This window comes from Streptomyces sp. NPDC111606 (assembly GCF_055656945.1).
Map to the genome: position 1 here is coordinate 96449 of NZ_JBVKBY010000004.1, position 19651 is coordinate 116099.

General features: G+C 69.6%; 17 protein-coding genes. 4 read left to right on the forward strand and 13 right to left on the reverse strand.

Annotated features, from left to right (window positions below; genetic code table 11):
- The first annotated feature begins 98 nt into the window (after positions 1 to 98).
- Complete coding sequence (locus ACZ7M7_RS15820; RefSeq protein WP_472116853.1) at positions 99 to 1760, forward strand: IclR family transcriptional regulator domain-containing protein; 1662 nt, start codon at positions 99 to 101, stop codon at positions 1758 to 1760.
- Positions 1761 to 1944: 184 nt separating this feature from the next.
- Complete coding sequence (locus tag ACZ7M7_RS15825) at positions 1945 to 2277, forward strand: putative quinol monooxygenase (RefSeq protein WP_383612085.1); 333 nt, start codon at positions 1945 to 1947, stop codon at positions 2275 to 2277.
- A 15-nt stretch (positions 2278 to 2292) separates the two neighbouring features.
- On the opposite strand, the gene ACZ7M7_RS15830 is transcribed toward ACZ7M7_RS15825, so the two are convergent.
- The 7 genes from ACZ7M7_RS15830 to ACZ7M7_RS15860 form a co-directional block, all read right to left on the reverse strand.
- On the reverse strand, positions 2293 to 3405 hold the full coding sequence (locus ACZ7M7_RS15830; RefSeq protein WP_472116856.1) for a catalase family protein: 1113 nt from the start codon (positions 3403 to 3405) through the stop codon (positions 2293 to 2295).
- A 153-nt stretch (positions 3406 to 3558) separates the two neighbouring features.
- A complete protein-coding gene (locus ACZ7M7_RS15835) occupies positions 3559 to 5979 on the reverse strand; it encodes a SpoIIE family protein phosphatase (RefSeq protein ID WP_472116858.1) in 2421 nt (806 codons plus the stop codon).
- 379 nt (positions 5980 to 6358) lie between these two features.
- Positions 6359 to 7630: an ABC transporter substrate-binding protein gene (locus ACZ7M7_RS15840; RefSeq protein ID WP_472116861.1), complete on the reverse strand. Its 1272-nt coding sequence runs from the start codon at positions 7628 to 7630 to the stop codon at positions 6359 to 6361.
- 11 nt (positions 7631 to 7641) lie between these two features.
- The gene (locus ACZ7M7_RS15845) at positions 7642 to 8751 is read right to left on the reverse strand and encodes a branched-chain amino acid ABC transporter permease (protein WP_383612073.1); all 1110 of its coding nucleotides are present in this window, start codon (positions 8749 to 8751) and stop codon (positions 7642 to 7644) included.
- Complete coding sequence (locus ACZ7M7_RS15850; protein ID WP_383612070.1) at positions 8748 to 9629, reverse strand: branched-chain amino acid ABC transporter permease; 882 nt, start codon at positions 9627 to 9629, stop codon at positions 8748 to 8750. The genes ACZ7M7_RS15845 and ACZ7M7_RS15850 overlap by 4 nt, the downstream gene beginning before the upstream one ends.
- Before the next feature lie 5 nt (positions 9630 to 9634).
- The gene (locus ACZ7M7_RS15855) at positions 9635 to 10444 is read right to left on the reverse strand and encodes an ABC transporter ATP-binding protein (RefSeq protein WP_451174004.1); all 810 of its coding nucleotides are present in this window, start codon (positions 10442 to 10444) and stop codon (positions 9635 to 9637) included.
- Positions 10441 to 11199, reverse strand: coding sequence for an ABC transporter ATP-binding protein (locus ACZ7M7_RS15860; RefSeq protein WP_451174001.1), 759 nt, complete (start codon positions 11197 to 11199; stop codon positions 10441 to 10443). The genes ACZ7M7_RS15855 and ACZ7M7_RS15860 overlap by 4 nt, the downstream gene beginning before the upstream one ends.
- Before the next feature lie 188 nt (positions 11200 to 11387).
- Here ACZ7M7_RS15860 and ACZ7M7_RS15865 point away from each other — a divergent pair, with 188 nt between their 5' ends.
- Both ACZ7M7_RS15865 and ACZ7M7_RS15870 read left to right on the forward strand, forming a co-directional pair.
- Positions 11388 to 12683 carry a PucR family transcriptional regulator gene (locus ACZ7M7_RS15865; RefSeq protein WP_451173999.1) on the forward strand — a complete coding sequence of 432 codons (1296 nt, stop codon included), beginning with the start codon at positions 11388 to 11390 and terminating at the stop codon, positions 12681 to 12683.
- Positions 12680 to 13345: a TetR/AcrR family transcriptional regulator gene (locus tag ACZ7M7_RS15870; RefSeq protein ID WP_451173996.1), complete on the forward strand. Its 666-nt coding sequence runs from the start codon at positions 12680 to 12682 to the stop codon at positions 13343 to 13345. Before ACZ7M7_RS15865 ends, ACZ7M7_RS15870 begins: the two co-directional genes overlap by 4 nt.
- Before the next feature lie 165 nt (positions 13346 to 13510).
- Here the strand turns inward: ACZ7M7_RS15870 and ACZ7M7_RS15875 are convergent, their stop codons facing one another.
- From ACZ7M7_RS15875 to ACZ7M7_RS15900, 6 genes are all read right to left on the reverse strand, one after another.
- The gene (locus tag ACZ7M7_RS15875) at positions 13511 to 14293 is read right to left on the reverse strand and encodes an SDR family oxidoreductase (RefSeq protein ID WP_472116865.1); all 783 of its coding nucleotides are present in this window, start codon (positions 14291 to 14293) and stop codon (positions 13511 to 13513) included.
- A 1-nt stretch (position 14294) separates the two neighbouring features.
- The gene (locus ACZ7M7_RS15880) at positions 14295 to 15524 is read right to left on the reverse strand and encodes an acyl-CoA dehydrogenase family protein (protein ID WP_472116868.1); all 1230 of its coding nucleotides are present in this window, start codon (positions 15522 to 15524) and stop codon (positions 14295 to 14297) included.
- A complete protein-coding gene (locus ACZ7M7_RS15885) occupies positions 15511 to 16323 on the reverse strand; it encodes an enoyl-CoA hydratase-related protein (protein WP_472116871.1) in 813 nt (270 codons plus the stop codon). Before ACZ7M7_RS15885 ends, ACZ7M7_RS15880 begins: the two co-directional genes overlap by 14 nt.
- Complete coding sequence (locus ACZ7M7_RS15890) at positions 16320 to 17138, reverse strand: SDR family oxidoreductase (protein WP_472116874.1); 819 nt, start codon at positions 17136 to 17138, stop codon at positions 16320 to 16322. Before ACZ7M7_RS15890 ends, ACZ7M7_RS15885 begins: the two co-directional genes overlap by 4 nt.
- A 225-nt stretch (positions 17139 to 17363) precedes the next feature.
- Positions 17364 to 18056 (reverse strand): TetR/AcrR family transcriptional regulator, encoded by a 693-nt coding sequence (locus ACZ7M7_RS15895; protein ID WP_472116877.1) that lies wholly within the window; start codon positions 18054 to 18056, stop codon positions 17364 to 17366.
- A 56-nt stretch (positions 18057 to 18112) separates the two neighbouring features.
- The gene (locus ACZ7M7_RS15900; RefSeq protein ID WP_472116880.1) at positions 18113 to 19636 is read right to left on the reverse strand and encodes a class I adenylate-forming enzyme family protein; all 1524 of its coding nucleotides are present in this window, start codon (positions 19634 to 19636) and stop codon (positions 18113 to 18115) included.
- Positions 19637 to 19651 lie beyond the last annotated feature (15 nt).

Below are 19651 nucleotides of genomic sequence, written 5' to 3' on the forward strand. Positions count from 1 at the left end.
GCCCGGCCCACCCGTTGGCCGGGCCGTTAGGGTCGCTGCCATCAGCCCCGACCCGCCGTCAGCCCCGTCCCCATCCGCCATCGACCCACGGAGCGCCCATGACCAGCCTCATCAGCTCACCCTCCGCCCCGGTGGCACCGGCCGAGGCCATCACCCCGCTGGTCCGCGGGGTCGTCGTGCTGCGGACGCTGACCGAGGCAGGCGGCACGCTGAGCCTTCGCGACCTCTCGTACTCCACCGGGTTGGCCCGGTCCACAGTGGACCGGATCGCGGCAACGCTGGCCCACATGGGGTACGTACGGCTCGACGGCCGTGACGTGACGGTCCTGCCCGGCGTGATGGAACTGGGCAACGCCTATCTCGACGCCGTACGCATCCCCGAGGTCCTCGGCCCGCACGTGCGCGAACTCGCCGACCAGCTCGACGAGTCGGTGTCACTGACCGTTCCGGACGGCACCGGCCTGCGGATGATCCACCAGGTCAAACACCGCCGGGCGAGAATCTTCAGCTTCGGCATCGGAGACCTGCTGCCGGTGGAACGGGCCGCGCCCGGGGCGCTGATGGCAGCCGACTGGTCCCCCGACACCTGGGCCGAGTGGTACGAGGAACCGGCCCTGCCGACGATCCACGGATTCCCGGCCCAACCTCCCGGGGGCGATCCGCGGGCACTCTTCTCCCCGGACGTCTGCGCCGAGGCCGCGCGGCATGGCTGGGCCGAGGACGACCAGCGGATCGCCGGGGGTCTGCTCGCCCTCGGCATCGCCGTACGCGACCCGCGTGGGCGCCGGGTCTGCGGCGTCAGCGTGGTCAGCCACACCAGTCGGCACACCATGGCCTCTCTGCGTGACGCCGCCCTGCCCGGGCTCCGGCGAACGGTGGCGCGGATGGAGGAGGCCCTGCGCCGCATCCCCGTCCCCACGTCGGAACCGCCGGTCGGGACGGCGACCTGGACCGGTACGTCGAAGCAGGTCATCGGGCGCGAGTTCGTCGAGTCGCTGGCCCGCGGCCTCGCTGCGATCACGGCCTTCGGCTCGGGCCACGAGTCCCTGTCGACCACCGGCGTGGCCGAGGCGACGGGTTTGCCCCGGGCCACGGCCCGGCGCGTACTGATCACGCTGGAACACCTCGGGTACGTTGTCGCCGAGGACCGCCGGTACCGACTCGCCCCGCGTGTCCTGGAACTCGGTTTCCCACCGATGTCCCGGACCTCGCTCGCCCAGCTCACCGAGCCCCACATCGGCGCCCTGGCAGCCCGGGTACAGGATTCCGCCTCCATGGCGGTGCTGGAGGGAAGCGACATCCGGTACACCGCTCGCGTCCCCGCGTACCGCGTCATGAGTGTCAACATCACCGTGGGCACCCGGTTTCCCTCCTACGCCACCTCGATGGGACGCGTGCTCCTCGCCGGACTGCCGCCTGCCGAGCGCCGGGATGTCCTGGACCGCGTCGGCCCGTTGGAGCGACTGACGGGCCGTACGATCACCGATCGCGGGCGGCTGGAGGAGTTGCTGGACCAGGTGGCCGAGCAGGGTTACGCGCTGAACGAAGGCGAACTGGACGAAGGACTGCGCTCGATCGCCGTCCCGGTGCACGACCGCGACCGGAAGGTGGTGGCGGCCGTCAACGTGGCGATGCACAACAGCCGCCGCACCCCGGAAGAGTGCATCGCCGAACTCCTCCCCCAACTCCGTGCCGCGGCAGCCCGCATCGAGACGGAGTTCGCGACGGCGACGCGCTTCGTGAAGATCCCGGTGATCTGATCACCGACCGCGGGGGCAGCCCAACGTTGTGCTGCTTCAGGCACTTCCCTGGCGCGGGTGAACTGCCCATGCGCGGCTGACGTCGTACGATCCTGTCGCCACGCATCCGCACGCGCGCCGGCCTGAGACATCTCCTGCCGGACCGCAACCGAGACGACATACGTCCGAGGAGACACGAAGGCTGATGATCTTCATCACCGCCAAGTTCCGAGTCCGTCCCGAGCATGCCGATCGGTGGCCGGACATCACCGCCGACTTCACCGAAGCCACGCGCCGGGAGCCCGGCTGCCTCTGGTTCGACTGGTCGCGAAGCGTGACGGACCCCACTGAGTACGTCCTGGTCGAGGCCTTCCGCGATGACGAAGCCGGGGCGGCTCACGTGCAGTCGGCGCACTTCAGGGCCGCGCAGCAGACGCTGCCGCCCCATCTGACCGAGACACCCCGCATCGTGAACGCGAACATTCCGCAGGACGACTGGTCGCTGCTGGGCGAGATGGCGGTTCCCGAGCAGGGGTAGGGCCCGCCAGCCGGCTCAGCCGAGCAGTTGCGCGCTGCTGACCGGTTCACGCCGCTGTTGTCCATTGATGCGGTGCCGCTCGATGGACGAGCGCCGGTACACCTCCTGCCGCACCCGCTGGATCTCGCCGATGGGCCGGTGCTCCTCTCGGGAGCGCCACGGTGTGATCGACGTGGCGTCGGCGGCCGCCACGTTGTCCTCCCCGCCGATGTCCTGACGCGGGAGGTCCACACGGGCGACGGTCACCCAGGGGGACAACTCTTCGGGCCACTTCACGGAGGTGTTGTCCACCGGCATGCGCGTCAGATCGGTGTTGAGCTGCACCTGGAGCTCGAAGGAATGGTCGCGCTCCGCGGCCTCGGCAACCAGCGTGCGGCGGAACGCCTCGTTGTCCGCGCGCACGTCCACGATCTGGTGCGTGAGGGCGGCCAGGGACTCGGCCAGCGGCACGGTGCGGATCTTGGCGATGTGGTCGCCGTACCGGAAGGCCCCCATGCTGTTGTAGGTGTACGACAGCAGGTTCCTGCGCGGGACGGTGGTGAACGAGAGCATGGCGAACAGTTCGTCCCACAGCCAGCCGTCGGGATCGGTGAGCGTGCCCCGGCGGGTCAGGAACTCCGCCATCCAGGTCTTGCGGCGGGCGGGGTTCGCCAGGCCTTCGGGCAGTTCCGCGAACAGCTCCTCGATGACCATGTAGTCGTAGGCGGTGTTCGCGAAGAAGACGTCATTGTTGATCAGGTTGAGGTCGAAGGTACCGGTGTCCGGTTCATCGGTCAGGAGTGACCGGCCGGGGACCCCGAACAGCTTGATGCCCATCCCGCACGCCGCGCCCAGCTGGTGGTCGGGACGCTGGTGGCCCAGACCGTTGGAGTAGCGGACGACGGCGTCGTACACGGTGGGCCGGGCGAAGACGCCCTGCCCGTGGGAGCCCTGGTTGTCACCGACCGTGACGGTGGCCTTGAGGAGGCCGTACGTCTTTCCGTGAGCGGTGCGGACGGCGCGGCCGACGGTCTCGCGCTCGACCGAGGCACCGGTGCGCTGCGCCACCTGTGCGACGACTGCGTCCAACTCCGCTTGATAGGACGGGCGTTCGGCGGGGCGGTAATCCTCATAGCGGACGGGATCCATGGTGCTGCCTCCCTGTGACGATGCCGTTGATTCCCAAAACCTAGCCAGCAATTAAATTGTGCACAACATAACTTGCTGTGATGAATCACACGTCGATGAGGGAAACCGTGTCCGGGGCACCGCACCCGCCCGGATCCGAGCGGTGGTGAAGGGTCAGGCCGGCGTGCCGGTCAGTGGTTGTTCGGTCCACACGGTTTTGCCTTCGCGGGTGTAGCGGGTGCCCCACCGTTCGGTCATCTGGGCCACCAGGAACAGCCCGCGCCCGCCCTCGTCGGTCGTACGGGCGCGGCGCAGGTGTGGTGAGGTGTGGCTGGTGTCGCTGACCTCGCACACCAGGCTCCGTTCACGGATCAGCCGTAGTGTCGCGGGACCGTCGGCGTAGCGGTAGACGTTGGTGACCAGTTCGCTGGCGATCAACTCGGTGGTGAACGCCAGGTGCTCCAGACCCCATTCGGTCAGTTTGGCCGAGGTCAATGCCCTGGCCCGAGCGGCACTGGCAGGCTCCGGGGGTAGATGCCAGGAGGCGACATTCTCCGGCGGCAGCATGCGGGTGCGAGCGATCAGCAATACGACGTCGTCACTGGGGAGCGAGGGGACCAGCGCGTCGACCACTGCTTGGCATGTCCGTTCCAGCGTGTCGGCAGGGCGGGTGAGCGCTGCACACAGCTTCGTCAGGCCGACGTCGGCATCGATGTGGCGTTCACCGATGATTCCGTTGGTGTACAGGCACAGCAGACTTCCCTCGGCCAGTTCGATGTCCCGGGCCTCGAACGGCAGGCCGCCCAGGCCGAGCGGTGGGCCGGCGGGCAGGTCGAGCAGAGCCACCTGCCCGTCCGGAGCGGTCACCACCGGCGGTGGATGACCGGCGCGGGCCACGGAGCAGCGTCCGGAGACCGGGTCGTACACGGCGTACAGACACGTGGCTCCGACGACCTGCTCACCCACGGGCCGTTCGCCGACTGCTTCCTGTTCGGCCGCCACCAGGTTGACCAGGTCGTCGAGGCGGGAGAGGACCTCGTCCGGTTCCAGGTCGAGGCTGGCGAGCGTATGGACCGCGGTGCGCAGCCGGCCCATGGTGGCGGCAGCATGGATGCCGCGCCCCACCACGTCGCCGACGACGAGGGCGACCCGGGCCCCGGACAGGGGAATGACGTCGAACCAGTCGCCGCCAAGGCCTGGGCCCGCGCTGGCCGGCAGGTACCGCAGGGCCACCTCGAAAGCCGACTGATCCGGAATCGCCCGGGGCAGAAGGCTGCTCTGCAACGCGAACGCGGTCTGCTGATGCTGCGTGAAGCGCCGGGCGTTGTCGATGGCGACGGCGGCGCGCGAGGCGAGTTCCTGAGCAAGGGTGAGATCGTCCGCCTCGAAGGCATCGGGGCGGCGCGAACGCCACAGGGTCATGACGCCGAGCACCAGGCCACGCGCGGCAAGAGGCACCACGATCAAGGAGTGGGTGCCCGGATCGGGAGCATGGGCCCCCTGATGGCCCACCGCCGAGAACCAGTCGGGCGGGAGAACCGGCTCCAGGACAGGTCGTCCCTCGGCCAGGCATCCGGCCTGAGGTGTGTCGGGCCCGAACTCCACGGGCTCGCCGTGAGGGTGGGGCGGGCCGGGCTGCTGGGCACCGACGCTGCAGGCCCCCAGTCGCACCAGAGGCCCTGCCAGGGCGCGCGTCGGTTCCTCACCGCGAGTCACCGGCTCAAGCAGGTCCACCGACGCATGGTCGGCGAGGTGAGGCACCATCACCTCGGCGAGTTCCCGGGCGGTCTCGGCCACGTCGAGAGTGGTTCCGATACGACTGCCGACCTGGTCGAGGAGCGCGAGCCGACGCTGTGCCCGATGACGTTCGGTGATGTCCTCGATCAACTCGGCCACACCCAGGATACGACCGGAGGGCTCCTCCATCCGAAAGGACGAGACCAACGCGACCCGCTCTCGTGCCGGATCCCGCTCCAGGCGAACGAACTGCTCGGAGTAGACCAGGGGTCTTCCGGTCTCCATCACCTGGCGCACCCGGTCCACAGCCTTGCGTGCGTCGTCAGGGAGGAGCATCCGCCCGGTGGGCAGCCCCCGAAAGTCGTCTGCCGGGACGCCGGTGAAGCGTTCGATGGCCCGGTTGACCCGGAGAATCCTCAGGTCGGGGCCGTGGATGACCAGACCGATCGGGCACTGGCGGTACAACCCGTCGAGAACCGCGCGGTCCCCTTGCCATTCCAGGACGTCAACCGCGGGTGCCCCCGCAAGAAACCACTCACGGTCCCGGCCATCGCGTGACAGCTCCTGGGCCCTGAGCCCCAGCCCCACGAGCCGCCCGTCGCGGTGCCGCAAGGTGAGGACGCCGAACCAGCCGCCGGCACTTCTGCAGGTCACCGCGGCCTCGGTGGCAGCCGGTAGATCACGGGGATCGACCAGAACCTCGAGTGCCGGGCGACCGATCACGGCTGTGTCCGGATGGCCGAGCAGTTCCTGAGCCCGCCGGTTCCATCCGACGACGACCCCCCGGTCGTCGAGCACCGCCAAGGCGGCGAGATGCAGGCCGAACGGATCGTCGTGGCCTTCGCTGAGCTCCGTCATCCGCTTCTCCACCGCTGGACACCACCGTGTACACGGTCACCGATGGTCTGCCGCGGGTCCTGACCGCGGCCGGTGACCGGCATGACGGCGTCCGTGGCGGTGGCTCGGCGTTCCCGAATGCACGTTGACCTGCTGACCATGTAAGCCTATTGAATCCCGGCGGAGGATGCGGCTTGTCCGCGGCGTGGCGCGGCGTGGCGGGCGCGAGGGACTACGGCAAGCAGGTTGACATGGATGTACGCGCTGCCGGCGCGTTCGCGGATGTGCCGTTTCTCCAGGTCCAGCAGCCTGCCAATGGCACGGAAGGACCAATGCGTCGCGGCCACCGGCCGACACCCTTTCAGAGGTCAGGGCATCGACCGGGGCCGCCCCCGCCGGCTCACTTCGCCAGCGGGCCGAACTCCTTGCGGGTGTCCACCGGCTCGCCGAACAGCTGCCACCGCTCGCCCTTGAACCGCATCAGCTGCATCGTCTCGATCGGGAAGGCGTCATCGGGCCCGGTGGTGAGGGTGACACCAGGCAGCAGCATGTCCACCTTGACGTCCTTGAGGTTGCGCACCGCGTCCCGCATCCCCTCCCTGGTCGGACACTTCATCGCGTCCAGAGCCTTGTGCAAGCTGGAGGCGGCGGCCCAGCCGTAGGCGTTGAACTGGTTGGCCGGGTCGGAGTCGGGTGCGTACTTGCGCAGCGCCTCCTGGTACGTCTTCATCTCCGCGTCGTCGGCCCACTGCGGGTCGGCGGGGTCCTTGAAGTAGGTCGCCGAGACCACTCCCTGGACGTTCTTGAACCCGACGGGCTTGAGCACGGTGGCTGACGAGGACACGTTGTTCACGATGTGCAGCGGGTTCCACTTGGTGTTCTTGGCATCGGCGGCGAGGGCCTGGCTGCCGAACTTCGGCGTGGTGACGTTGAGCAGCACATCCGCCTTGGACCGCGCGAGGCTTGTCATCTGCGCGGAGACGGAGGGGTCGGTGACCTCGTAGCTCTCCTCGGCGACCACCTTGATGCCGCTGCCTGCGAGGGCCGCCTCGAACCCGCCGAGCAGGTCCTTGCCGAAGTCGTCGTTCTGATAGAGGACGGCGACCTTCGCCTTCGGCTTCTCCTCCTTGAGGTATTTGGCGTACACCCGTGCTTCGGCGATGTAGTTGGGCTGCCAGCCGGTGGTCCACGGGTGGTCGCCGTCCGTACCCCAGACGGAGGCGCCGGTGGCGACGAAGGGCTGCGGCACGTTCCGCTTGTTGAGGTAGTCCCACACGGCGGCCGTGGACGGGGTGCCCAGGGTCTGGAAGACGGCGAAGACCTTCTCCTGCTCGACGAGTCTGCGGGCTTCCTCGACCGCCTTGGGCGGCTGGTAGCCGTCGTCGCGGACGGTGAACTCCACGGTGCGGCCGTCTATGCCGCCCTTGTCGTTGACGTGCTTGAAGTAGGCGCTCACGCCCTTGCTGATCGTGCCGTAGGCGGAGGCCGGTCCCGACAGGGGGTAGATGCCGCCCAGCTTGATGGTCTTGTCGGTGATGCCGGTGGTCTGCTGGCCCTGGCAGGCGCCGTCGGCGGCGGCGTCCTTGTCGTCCTGCCCGCGCTGGCTGTTGCAGGCGGTGGCGAGGAGCAGGGCGGCGGACGCGGCCGCGGCCGCGCGCAGAGTGGTCGTCATGCGCATGTGATTCATTCCTTTTCCATGCGGGGCGGTGCGCCCACGGGTTGGGCATCGACAGGTGCGGGCTCCGCCGGGGTGGCAGGCGCGGAGGGTTCGGCGTCGGGTTCGCGGTCGCCGGGGACAGGGGTGGTGGTGCGGGTGAGGCGACCGGCGGCGCCCCGGACACGGCCCGCCAGACCGGCGAGTCCCGTAGGCGCCACGAACATCACCGCGATGATCAGCAGGCCGAACACCACGCCGGGCGCCGCCTCGCTGATGTCCTGGGCCACGCTCGGCACGTACATCACGAAGGCCGCGCCCAGCAGCGGTCCGTACAGTGAGGCGAGCCCTCCGACCACCAGGCCGGCCAGCAGCGTGATGGAGAGCACGAAGCTGAACGAGTCGGGCGAGACGAAGCCGATCACCCAGGTGTAGACGCATCCGGAGACACCCGCGAACATCGCGCTCCACGCGAAGGCAAGGGTCTTGTGCAGCGACAGCCGTACGCCCATGACCTCCGCGGCGCTCTCGTTGTCCCGCACCGCGAGCAGTGCCCGACCGACCCGGGACCGCAGCAGGTTGCGGGCGAGCAGCAGAGCCACCGCGGTGACGGCGAGGACGACGAAGTACGTCCACTGGTCCTCGGCCAGCCCGCTCCACGCGGGTGGTTGCAGCTTGTCCACGGTCAGGCCCATGGAGCCGCCCGTCACCGGTTCGAGCCGCTTGAGCAGCGGTGGCAGGAACACCGCGAAGGCGAGCGTGACCAGGGCCAGGTACAGCCCGCGCAGCCGCAGGGCGGGCACGCCGAAGCCGAGGCCGAGGAGGAAGCATCCGACGGCCGCGACCGGCAGCGTGGCCAAGTGGCCGGTGTCGTAGCGGTCGAGCATGACCGCTGCCGTGTAGGCCCCTGCCGCGAAGAACGCGCCGTGTCCGAGGGAGATCTGCCCGCCGAATCCGACGAGCAGGTTCAGGCCGGCCAGCGCCACGGCGTACAGCAGCACCATGGTCAGCTGGAAGACCTGGAAGGGGGCGAAGTAGAACGGTGCGCCGACGGCGACGCCCACGGCAAGCAGCACGGTGAGCGCGGCCCGCAGGCGCCGGGCGCGGTCGGTGCCGAGTGGTGCGGCGATCGTGCTCATGCGCGCTCCACCGCCGCCCGCCCGAAGAGGCCCTGGGGTCGCACCAGCAGCACGCCCAGGATGATCAGCAGGGGTACGCCCACCTTCAGATCGGCACCGATCACGTCCACGTACGCCCCGGCCAGGGTCTCGGCCACGCCCACGACCAGGCCGCCGACGACCGCTCCGACCGGGCTGTCGAAGCCCCCGAGGGTGGCCGCGGCGAACGCGTAGATCAGTACCCCGCCCATCATGTTGGGCTCGAGGAACAGCAGCGGGGCGACGAGCACGCCGGACACCGCGCCGACTGTCGCGGCCAGCCCCCAGCCGAGCATCAGCACCCGGCCCACTCTGATGCCCGACAGGCGGGCGGAGGCGGGGTTGCAGGCGACCGCCCGCATCACCAGGCCGGCGGAGGTGTGCTGGAACAGCAGGTACAGCAGGCCCATCACGACGGCCACCACCCCGATGATGCCGAGGCTCGACCAGTCCACGCGCACCCCGGCCAGGTCGATCCCGCCGTCGGGGAACGGCTGCGGGAAGTCCTTCACGGTGAACGACCAGATCAGACCGGCCATCGCGTTGACGAAGATGAACAGGCCGACCGTGACGATGACCATCGTCAGCTCGGGCGCGTTCTGCACCGGGCGGATGACGATCCGTTCGACCAGCATGCCGCCGGCGAAGGACACCGCCAGGGTCACCGGCAGCGCCAGCCAGAACGACATCCCCGACGCCACGAGTTGCCACGCCACGTACGTGGAGATCATGGCGAGCTCACCCTGCGCGAAGTTGACGATTCCGGTGAACCGGTGGATCAGCACCAGGGCCAGCGCCAGGCTGGCGTAGACGGCACCGGAGCCGACCCCTTCCACCACTTGCTGAAGCAGTTCGGTCACGGCGCTCACCCGCCCTGTCCGGAGCGGACGGAGACCCCGAGGTACACCTCGGCGACCTGCCCGTCCTCGCGGATCTCCCTGGACGGTCCGGACAGCACCAGGCGGCCGGCCTCCAGTACGTGCGCCCGGTGCGCCACATCCAGCGCGAGTTGGGCGTTCTGTTCGACGACGACCACAGTGGTGCGTTCCTCCTCGTTGACGGCACGGACGATCTCGAACAGCTCGCGAGTGACCAGCGGTGCGAGCCCCAGCGACGGCTCGTCCAGGAGCAGCAGCGAGGGCCGCAGCATCAGCGCCCTGCCGATGGCGAGCATCTGCTGTTCGCCGCCGCTGAGGCTCCCGGCGGTTTGGCGGGACCGCTGGCGCAGCTTGGGGAAGTAGCCGTAGATGCGCTCCATGTCGGCCGCCACGCCTGCGCGCTCGGCGCGGCCCCGCTTCCATCGGCCGACGCGGACGTGGGCGCCGATGCGCAGGTTCTCCTCCACGGTCAGGTCGTTGAAGGTGCCCCGGCCCTCGGGTACATGGGCCACGCCGAGACGTGCGGTCTGCTCGGGCGAGCGGCCCAGCAGCTCCGTACCGTTCAACGTCACGGAGCCGCGTCCGCGGACCATGCCGCACAGGGCCCGCAGAGTGGTTGTCTTGCCCGCGCCGTTGGGCCCGAGGACGGCGCACACCTCGCCACGTGCGACGGAGAAGTCGAGCCCCTGGAGCACGCGGGCCTGGCCGTATCCGGCATGCAGTCCGGCGACCTTCAGGAAGTCCGGCTCCCCGTTCGCCTGTCCGGCCTCGGTGCTGTCGGCGGTGGATTCCGTCATGCCGCCACCCCCAGGTACGCCTCGATGACCGCAGGGTCACGCTGGATCTCCTCCGGCGAGCCCTCGGCGATCTTGCGCCCGAAGTCGAGACACACGACCTTGTCGCACAGGCCCATCACGAACCCCATGTGGTGTTCGACGACCACGAGCGTCAGGTCGAAGTCCTCGCGCACCGACCGGACCAGATCCGCGAATTGGTCGACTTCGCCGTGGCTGAGCCCGTTGACGGGTTCGTCGAGCAACAGCAGCCGGGGCCGTACCGCGAGCGCCCGGGCGAGTTCGACGCGTTTGAGTGTGCCGAACGGCAGCCCGGAGGCGGGGTGGTCGGCGACATCGGCCAGACCGAGACGCCGTAGCAAGTCGTCTGCCTGGTCACGTAGTTCCCTCTCCTCCCGCCGGACGCGGGGCAGCCGGAACGCCGCGGCGAGGTGTCCCGTACGCCCCCGGCTGTGGGCGCCGACCATGACGTTCTCCCGGACCGTGAGCCGTGGGAACAGACCCAGGTTCTGGAAGGTGCGGGCAATGCCGCGCCCGGCCACGGAGTGCGGTGGGAGGGCGAGCAGGTCCTCGTCCTCGAATCGGACCGTTCCCGCATCGGGGGTGCAGCGCCTGGTGAGGCAGTTGAACAAGGTGGTCTTGCCGGCTCCGTTCGGTCCGATGAGCCCCACGGCGGTGCCCGGCTCGACGGTGAACGCGACACCGTCGAGTGCCGTGATCCCGCCGAAGCGCACGCTGATACCGTCGACCGCGAGCATGAGTGACGCCCCTTCCGAGGTGCTGGGGGGTGGGCGAGCGTCACAGTAAGTGAGCACCTTCCGAGCGCACATTGGGTGCGAGCACCCAACTTCGCGGCCATCGACTTGTGCGCCACGCCCAATGCCCCCGGAAACTCGCCCGCCGAGCCTGTTGACGGAACACGAGGAGGCCAGCGACGATCGGCGCCATGCCTCGCGGACCCGCCCTGGGCGCCCCCGCACTCTCCGAACCCCTCAGCCGGGAGCGGCACCGGATCCTGCACACCGTCCACGACCGGCTCGAGGACGTGACGAGGACCGCGGTCGCGGTGATGCGCACGGAGATCCCGTCGTACGCGCTGCAGGACGAGCGGTTCTTCGACGACGTTCGGGACCAGGTCCTCACGCACTACCGGATGCAGCTGGCGGCGCTGGCCGGCGACCAGGACATCGCCCCCGAAGACCTGGTCTTCAGCCGCGCGGCAGCCATGCGCAGAGCACGCGCGGGGTTCGCCCTCGAGGACTGGATCAGTGCCTTCCGGGTCGGCCGGCAGGTGTTGTGGGACGAACTGCTGGACTGCGCGGGCACCTCCGCCGAGGCGCAGCAGGCCGCGCTGTCCCTCGTCACACCGCTGATGCGGTACGTCGACTACGCCAGCACTCATGCCGCGCAGGCCTATGTCGAGTACCAGCAGCATGTGGTCGCCGACGCGGACCGGGAGCGCCGGGATCTCCTGGACCAGCTCCTGGCCGGCGCGGCACCGACGCGCGGTCCGCTGCTCGCCGCGGCGCAGGCGTACGGCATCGGACCGCACTCGCCGATGATGGCGGTCGTGGCGGTGTGCGTCGGCGACACCCGCACCGGCGACCTCACCTCGGCCGAGCAGGGCTACGCGACCAGCGCGTCCATCGGCGTGGCCGGTCCTTGGGCCGGCCGGACCCTGGTCGTCGTACGCCACGGCGAGGTGGTGGCCGTGCCCGTGGTCCGCACCGGCATGGACGCGGAGGACATCTGCGCCCACTTCGAGGCGGTGCAGCAACGGCTCGCGCGAGAGGGAACCATGCTGTCCATGGGCATCAGCACGGTCGCCCAGGGCGCCGGCGAACTGCCGCGCGCCTACGAGGAGGCACGGGCCGCTCTCGACCTCGTGCCGAGCGGGGGCGGGGTGGCGGCACTGCCGCGGCTGTCCCCGTTCGACTACCTGGCGCTGCGCGCCGACGACCTCGCCCGGCAACTGGTCGATCCCCGCGTGCGTGCGCTGCTGGAGGAGGACCGCAGACGTGGCGACACGCTGGCGGCCACCATACGGGCCTTCGCGGAGGCCGACCTCAACCTGCGGCTGGCCGCCGACCGGCTGCGGGTGCACCACAACACGGCGCACTACCGGTTGCGCCGGATCGAGGAACGCACCGGGCGCAATCCGCGCCGGATCGCCGACCTCCTGGAACTGCTGGTCGCCCTCGCCATCCGCGACGGCGCCGGGGAAGGTGGGGAATGCAGGTGAGCGGCATCGTGGAGGCTGCCGGGACCGAGGCGCTACGTCAGCCGGCGGACGGGCAGGAGGGAATGGACCGGCCGGAGGCAGCCACCGGGCAGCACCGAACGGTCCGCGGTGCGCTTCTTGACGCCGCGCTGGAGGTGTTCACCGAACGCGGTTTCGCCGACGCCGGTCTCGCCGAGATCGCGGCGCGCTCCGGCATCCCGGTGGGCAGCCTCTTCCAGCACTACGGCGGAAAGCGGGGGCTTTACCTGGCCCTTTGGGAGGAGTTCCGGGAGGAACAGGAGCGCCGGACCGCGGCCACGCTGACCGCCGAGCGGGGCCGTGGCGTGGACGACCCCCTCGCCCTCTTCGTGGCGGGAGCCAGGGCGTACCTGGAGGGTGCCTGGGACAACCGGCGGCTCGGCAGACTCATCGCCGGGGACGACGGCCCCGCGGGCTTCGACGCCCTGCGCCGCCAGTGGGACCGCGCGTGGGTACGACGCAACGCCCGGCTCCTGGAGGTCGACGAGAAGCGGCGCGCCGGCCGGGTGCGGGTGAGAGTGCTCACCACCGTGATCGGCGGTGCGGCACGCGAGCTGGCCGAGTGCGGGGACGAGACGGAGGCCCTGGAGATCGTGGACGAGGTGTGCGGCATCCTGATCCATCTGACGGCACCGCCCGGCTGAAACGCCCGGCGCGTGCCGGGGCGACAGGAACCCGGCCGCAGCCCGACGACCACCGACTCCTGGACAGCGGGCACCGGCTGCTGAGCCAGGGCAACATCGGCCACTCGACGCCGGGGCGGTGAGCCTCAGCTCACCGCCCCGGCGTCGAGTCCGCCGCTGTCCGCGCTAGACACCGATGCCGGTGCCTTGCCTGAACGACCGTGCGTCACCGAGGAGTTGACCCCCGTCGATCACCATGGTCTCGCCGGTGATCCAACTCGCGGCGTCCGAGACGAGGAAGGCGACCGCGGAGGCGATGTCGGCAGGCTCCCCTATGCGGCCCAGCGCCACCGAGGCGGACACCTCCTGCTCGTGCTCCTTCCACAGGGCCTCGGCCAGCTTCGTGCGCACCACACCCGGTGCCACCGCGTTGACGCGGACCTTCGGCGAGAGCTCCAGGGCCAGTTGCCTGGTGAGATGGATCAGTGCGGCCTTCGACGCGTTGTACAACCCGATGTTCGCCTCGGAGGCCATGCCGCCCACCGACGCGGTGTTGACGACCGCCCCGCCGTGCTCGCCCATCCAGGCCCGCGTGGCCAGTCCCGTCCACAAGACGGGCGCCCACAGGTTCACGTCGAAGGTCTTCGCGAACCGACCGTAGTCCTGGTCGATGACCGGTCCGAAGGCCGGGTTGGTTCCCGCGTTGTTGACGAGGATGTCCAGGCTGCCGAAGCGCTCGAGCGTCAGATCCACACAGCGCTGGGCCGCCTCTTCGTCGACCGCATGCGCTCCGACGCCGACCGCTGAGCCCTTGACCTGGGCAGCGGCGGCGTCCGCCGCCTCCTGGGACCGGGAGGTGAGGACGACGTTCGCGCCGGCCGTGGCGATGGCCTGGGCGATCGCCAGCCCGATACCGCGCGAGGCCCCGGTGACGACGGCGGTACGACCGGTGAGGTCGAGTCCTGCCATCTCAGTTCGCCGCCGTCGTCGCGGCGTCGCGGTACTGCCGCAGCTCCTGCTTGGCGATGGCCCGCTTGTGAACCTCGTCGGGACCGTCCGCCAGCCGCAACGTCCGCAGACTCGCGTACATCATCGCCAAGGGGAAGTCGTCGGTCACTCCCGCTCCCCCGTGCACCTGAATCGCGCGGTCGACGATCTTCAACGCGATATTGGGGGCGGCCACCTTGATGGCCGCGATCTCGGTGCGCGCCTCCTTGTTCCCGACCGTGTCCATGAGATGCGCTGCCTTGAACGTGAGCAGGCGGATCATCTCGATGTCGATACGCGCTTCCGCGATCCAGTCCTGGATGTTGGACCGTTCGGCAACCGGGCTGCCGAAGGTCACCCGTGACTGTGCGCGCCGGCACATCAGTTCCAGCGCCCGCTCGGCCGCGCCGATGGCACGCATGCAGTGGTGTATGCGGCCGGGCCCGAGCCGGGCCTGGCTGATCGCGAAACCCTCACCCTCGCCCTTGAGGACGTCCTTGCCCGGCACTCGGACATTCTCGAAGATGATCTCCGCATGGCCCTCGCGATCCGCGTACCCGAACACCGGGAGGTTGCGGACCACAGTGACCCCGGGGGCATCGATCGGGACGACCATCATCGACTGCTGGCGATGCGGGGCCGCCGTGGGGTCGGTCTTGCCCATCACGATGAGCACCTTGCAGTTCTTGTGCATCGCGTTCGAGGCGAACCACTTGCGGCCGTTGAGCACGTACTCGTCACCGTCGCGCTCCATCCGCAGCTCGATGTTGGTGGCGTCGGAGCTGGCGACACGCGGCTCGGTCATCGCGAAGGCCGACGCCATCGTTCCGTCGAGCAGGGGCTTGAGGTACTTCTCCTTGTGCTCGTCGCTGCCGAACAGCGTGAGCACCTCCATGTTGCCGGTGTCGGGCGCGTTGCAGTTGCACGCCTCGGAGGCGATGTGGCTGCGGCCCATGATCTCCGCCAGCGGCGCGTACTCGAGGTTGGTCAGACCGGGGCCCCAGTCCGGGTGCGGGTGGAACAGATTCCACAGTCCGCGCCTGCGCGCCTCGGCCTTGAGCTCCTCGAGGATCGGCGGGTGGAAGTGCGGGTCACCCGACGCGTGCATCTGCTCGTGGTACACCGCCTCGGCGGGGTAGACGCGTGCATCCATGAACGCGAGCAGATCCGCCCGGTACTTCTTGGCGCGGTCCGACATCTCAAACAGGGACATCCGAACTCCTGACGGGTAGGGAGGGAAAGTTGGGCGGGCGCTTGTCCAGATGGCTGGCCACGCCTTCGACGACGTCGGACCCGCGGAAGGCCTGGAGCATGAGGCCTTCCGCCCGGCTCACGGAATCGGCGTAGGTGCCGTCGGCGTCGTCGCTCAGTTGGCTCTTGATGACGGCCATGGATGCCGGGGAGCAGCGCCTCGCGAGATCGGCGGCGTACGCGACAGCGGCATCCACCACGTCAGCGGTGGGGACCAGGTGGTCGAGGAGTCCGACACGGAATGCCTCCTCGGCATCCACCATGCGGCTCGACAGCAACAGGTCCGCTGCCCTGCTGTGCCCCACCAGCCGGGGCAACAGCCAGGAGATCCCGTACTCGGCGATCAGCCCGCGTTGCGCGAACGCCGTGGTGAACCGGGCCGAGGGCGAGCCGAAGCGGATGTCGCAGTAGAGCGCCTCCACCATGCCCAGGCCGGCGGCCACCCCGTTGATCGCTCCGATCAGCGGTTTGCGCAGGGTCCGCGGAATGTCCCGCGGACGGCGCCGTGCCCTGTCCGCCTCGGCGACCTCGCCGGCCGCCTGCAGCAGTTGCAGGTCGGCTCCGGCGCAGAATCCGCGTCCCGCGCCGGTGACCACGACGGCACGTACGTCCGGGTCGTCCTCGGCGGCGTCGAGCAGCGCGAAATAGCGGTCCTCGAGTTCGTCGGTCCAGGCGTTCAGCTTGGCGGGCCGGTTGAAGGTGAGCACCAGCACCGGCCCTCGGTGTTCGGCGAGGACGAGCTCGCCCGGCGCGCCGGTCATCCTTGCGCCAGCAGGGCGCTCTGGTACCGACGCATTCCACGCAGCCACCGGTCGTAGTCCGAGCCCTTGTGCCGGTACATCTCAAGTACCTCTTCGTGCGGCAGGACCAGGAAGCGCTCGTCCTCGATGGCGGCCAGGACGGCGTCGGCCACTTCGGCCGGCTCCAGGACGTCACCGGCGGAGGTGACGGCCCGCGTCGCGGCTCTTCCCAGCGCGTCCCCGGAGTCCTCCCCGGAGGACAGCAGCTTGGTGTTCACCCCCATGGGGCACAGGCAGCTGACGCGGACCCCGCGATCGCCGTAGGTGACACTCAGCCATTCGGCGAAGGCGACGGCCGCGTGCTTGGTCACGGCGTACGTGGCGGAGCCGATCTGGGTGAGCAGTCCGGCCGCCGAGGCGGTGCTGACGAAGTAGCCCTCACCGCGCTCGAGCCACTGAGGTACCAGCAGCCTTGCCGCACGGATGTGGGCTCGCAGGTTCACGTCGATGGAGTGGTCCCAGTCGTGTTCGCTCGCGTCGAGGCCGGGCGCGCCGGCGATGCCCGCGTTCGCGAAGTAGAGGTCGACCGGGCCGAAGGTGCTGTCCGCCAGGTCGACCAACTGCTGGATCTGCTCGGTGTCCGACACGTCAGCGCCGGCGCTGACGGTGCTTCCCGGATGGTCGGCGTTGACCCGCTCCGACACCGCCCGCGCGCTGTCCGCGTCGAGGTCCGCGACGACCACCCGGGCGCCCGCGCGAGCGAGCCGTGCGACCAGCGCACCGCCAATGCCTGCGCCACCACCGGTGACGACGGCGACTCTTTGTGCAACGTTCACAGCGAACCCTCTCGGTGGCTGGGCGTGCGAGGCCGGGGCACGGCCCGGAGATCGTGAGCCGTGCTCTGCCGAAATGTATAGTTGAATCCGACGTCAAGTTCAATAGCAGGATGCGGAGCGCCGCATGAGGAAGAACCATCCGACCGGCCCCTGCAAGGGAGGCGGGAAAAGAAGAAGCACCCGGCGGTGCCGGGTGCTTCTGAGGCAGGTGGTCCAGCCGCCGGATCAGCGGCGGTCGGGGAAGCGGAGGGCGTTCGCCCAGAGCCGGGTGACCGTGGACACGAGCTCCTCGAAGTCCGACGGCGTACCTTCTTCCTGCCGTCCGCCGAGCACGAAGGCGTTGTAGGCCATGACGCTGACCATGCCGGACAGTGCACGGGAAGCCATCATCGGATCGACCTCACGGTCTGCGACACCGCGCGCCTGCAGGTCGGCGATGCCGCGGGCATTGCGGCGGATGAACGCGTCGCCACGCCGGCTTCGGAACTCACGGAACTCCGGCTCCACTTGGGCGACCTGCTCGAGCAGGCCCATCAGCTTCGCGTTCCGTTTGTATGCCTCGAGGTACGCCCGATTGCTCGCCTCGAGTACCGCGTAGGGATCGTCGGTGTCCTGCACCCGGCGCATGCCGGGGTGCATCATGTCCTCCTGTGCCTCCAGGAGGACGGCGGCGAGCACTTCTTCCTTGTTGGCGAAGTAGGTGTAGAAGGATCCCGCCGCGCACTGAGCTTCTTTGGTGATGTCGGTCAGCCGGGTGTCGAGGTAGCCGTCCCGCTCGAACACCTTCCGTGCAGCTTTCACCAGTGCGGCCCGTGTCCGGGCTCCGCGCTTCGTCGCAGGCGGCTCGCGAAGGTGCGAGAGGGGCGCCATGGGGGGCGCCTCGTCGCCGTCGATCTCCTCGGGAGCAGTGGTGTCCATCCCGGAAACTGTACTTGAATCCGACACCATGCTCACAATCCGTAAGGTGGGGACGCTCAGTGGCGGTCGGCGGCAACGTCGACGCTCGGTGTGTCACGGGCCAGAGCGGTCCGGTCGATGGACCGCTTGTGAATCTTCCCGGTCGGGCCCTTGGGTAGCGCGTCGACGAACCGGACGATGCGGGGGATCTTGTACGCGGACAGCCTCTCCCTCGCCCAGTTCGACACCTCGGCGGCACCGAGCTCGGAACCGGGCCGGGCTGCGATGAGCGCGGCCACCTCCTCGCCGTAGTGCTCGTCGGGAACGCCGATCACGGCCGCCTCGACGATGTCCGGATGCTCGTAGAGAACTTCCTCGACCTCGCCGGGGTACACGTTGTAACCGCCGCGGATGATCAGGTCCTTGAGACGGTCGACGATGCGCAGGTCCCCGTCCGTGTCGGTTTCACCGAGGTCGCCCGTCCGGAACCAGCCGTCGGACGAGAGGGCCGCGGCGGTGTCCGCGGGGCGGTTCCAGTAGCCGCGCATCACCGTGGGCCCCTTGATGTGCACCTCGCCGACGCCGCCCGGCGGGCACTCGTCGCCGTCGTCGTCCCGCACCTGAACCTGCATCCGCGGCACCGCCCTGCCGGTGTACCCCGTCTTGCCGCCGCGGTCGAGGTCGTTGAAGGTGCCGAACGCAGTGGTCTCGGTGAGCCCATAGCCTTCGAGGATCGTGCAGCCGAAGCGGGCCTCGAAGGCCCGGGCGATCTCTCCGGGAAGCGACGCGCCGCCGGAGACGGCGACGCGGAGCCCGGCGAAGTCCGCCGGGTTCGCGTCACCCGCCGCGTGCAGCAGCGCGTTCCACATGGTCGGCACGCCGGCCATGATGGTGAGGCGGTCGCGGCGCAGCATGTCCAGCATCGACGCCGGGTCGAAGCGGGCCAGCAACGACATCGAGCCGCCCACGGTCAGGGTCGCCATCATGACCGATGCCTGGCCGAACACATGGAACAGCGGGAGTCCGGTGCCGGTGCGGTCGGCGCTCGAGGCACGGCTGCACTCGGCGCCGATCTCCCCGGCGGACAGCAGGTTCCCGACGCTGAGTTGGGCACCCTTCGGCCGGCCCGTGGTTCCCGAGGTGTACAGGATGGCCGCGGTCTCGTCGCGATGCCGGTCGACGACGACGACAGGCGCAGCGGCGACCGACGCGCCCGGGGACAGCGTCCAAGCGGGCACCGAGAGCGCCGCGGCCGCCTCCGCCACAGCGGGGCCGAGGGCGTGCCATGCGATCGCCGTTGCGCATCCGGCGTCGGCGAGAACGTACTCGACCTCAGCCCGGGTGGACATCGTGTTGACCGGCACCACGACACAGCCCGCGGCCTGAATCCCGAGGTAGGCCACCACGAACTCGGGCACCGACGGCGCCGCGAGCAGCACCCGGTCCCCCGGGGCAAGGCCCGCGGCGACCAGGGCGCCCGCGTACCGCAGACTCGCGTCACGCAGCTGAAGGTAGGTCCACTGATCCGTGGCGCCGCGCAGTGCGATGTTGTCGGGGGTGGCGGCCGCGTGGCGGCACACAGGATCGAAGACGCTGGTCATGGGTGTGCCTTCCGG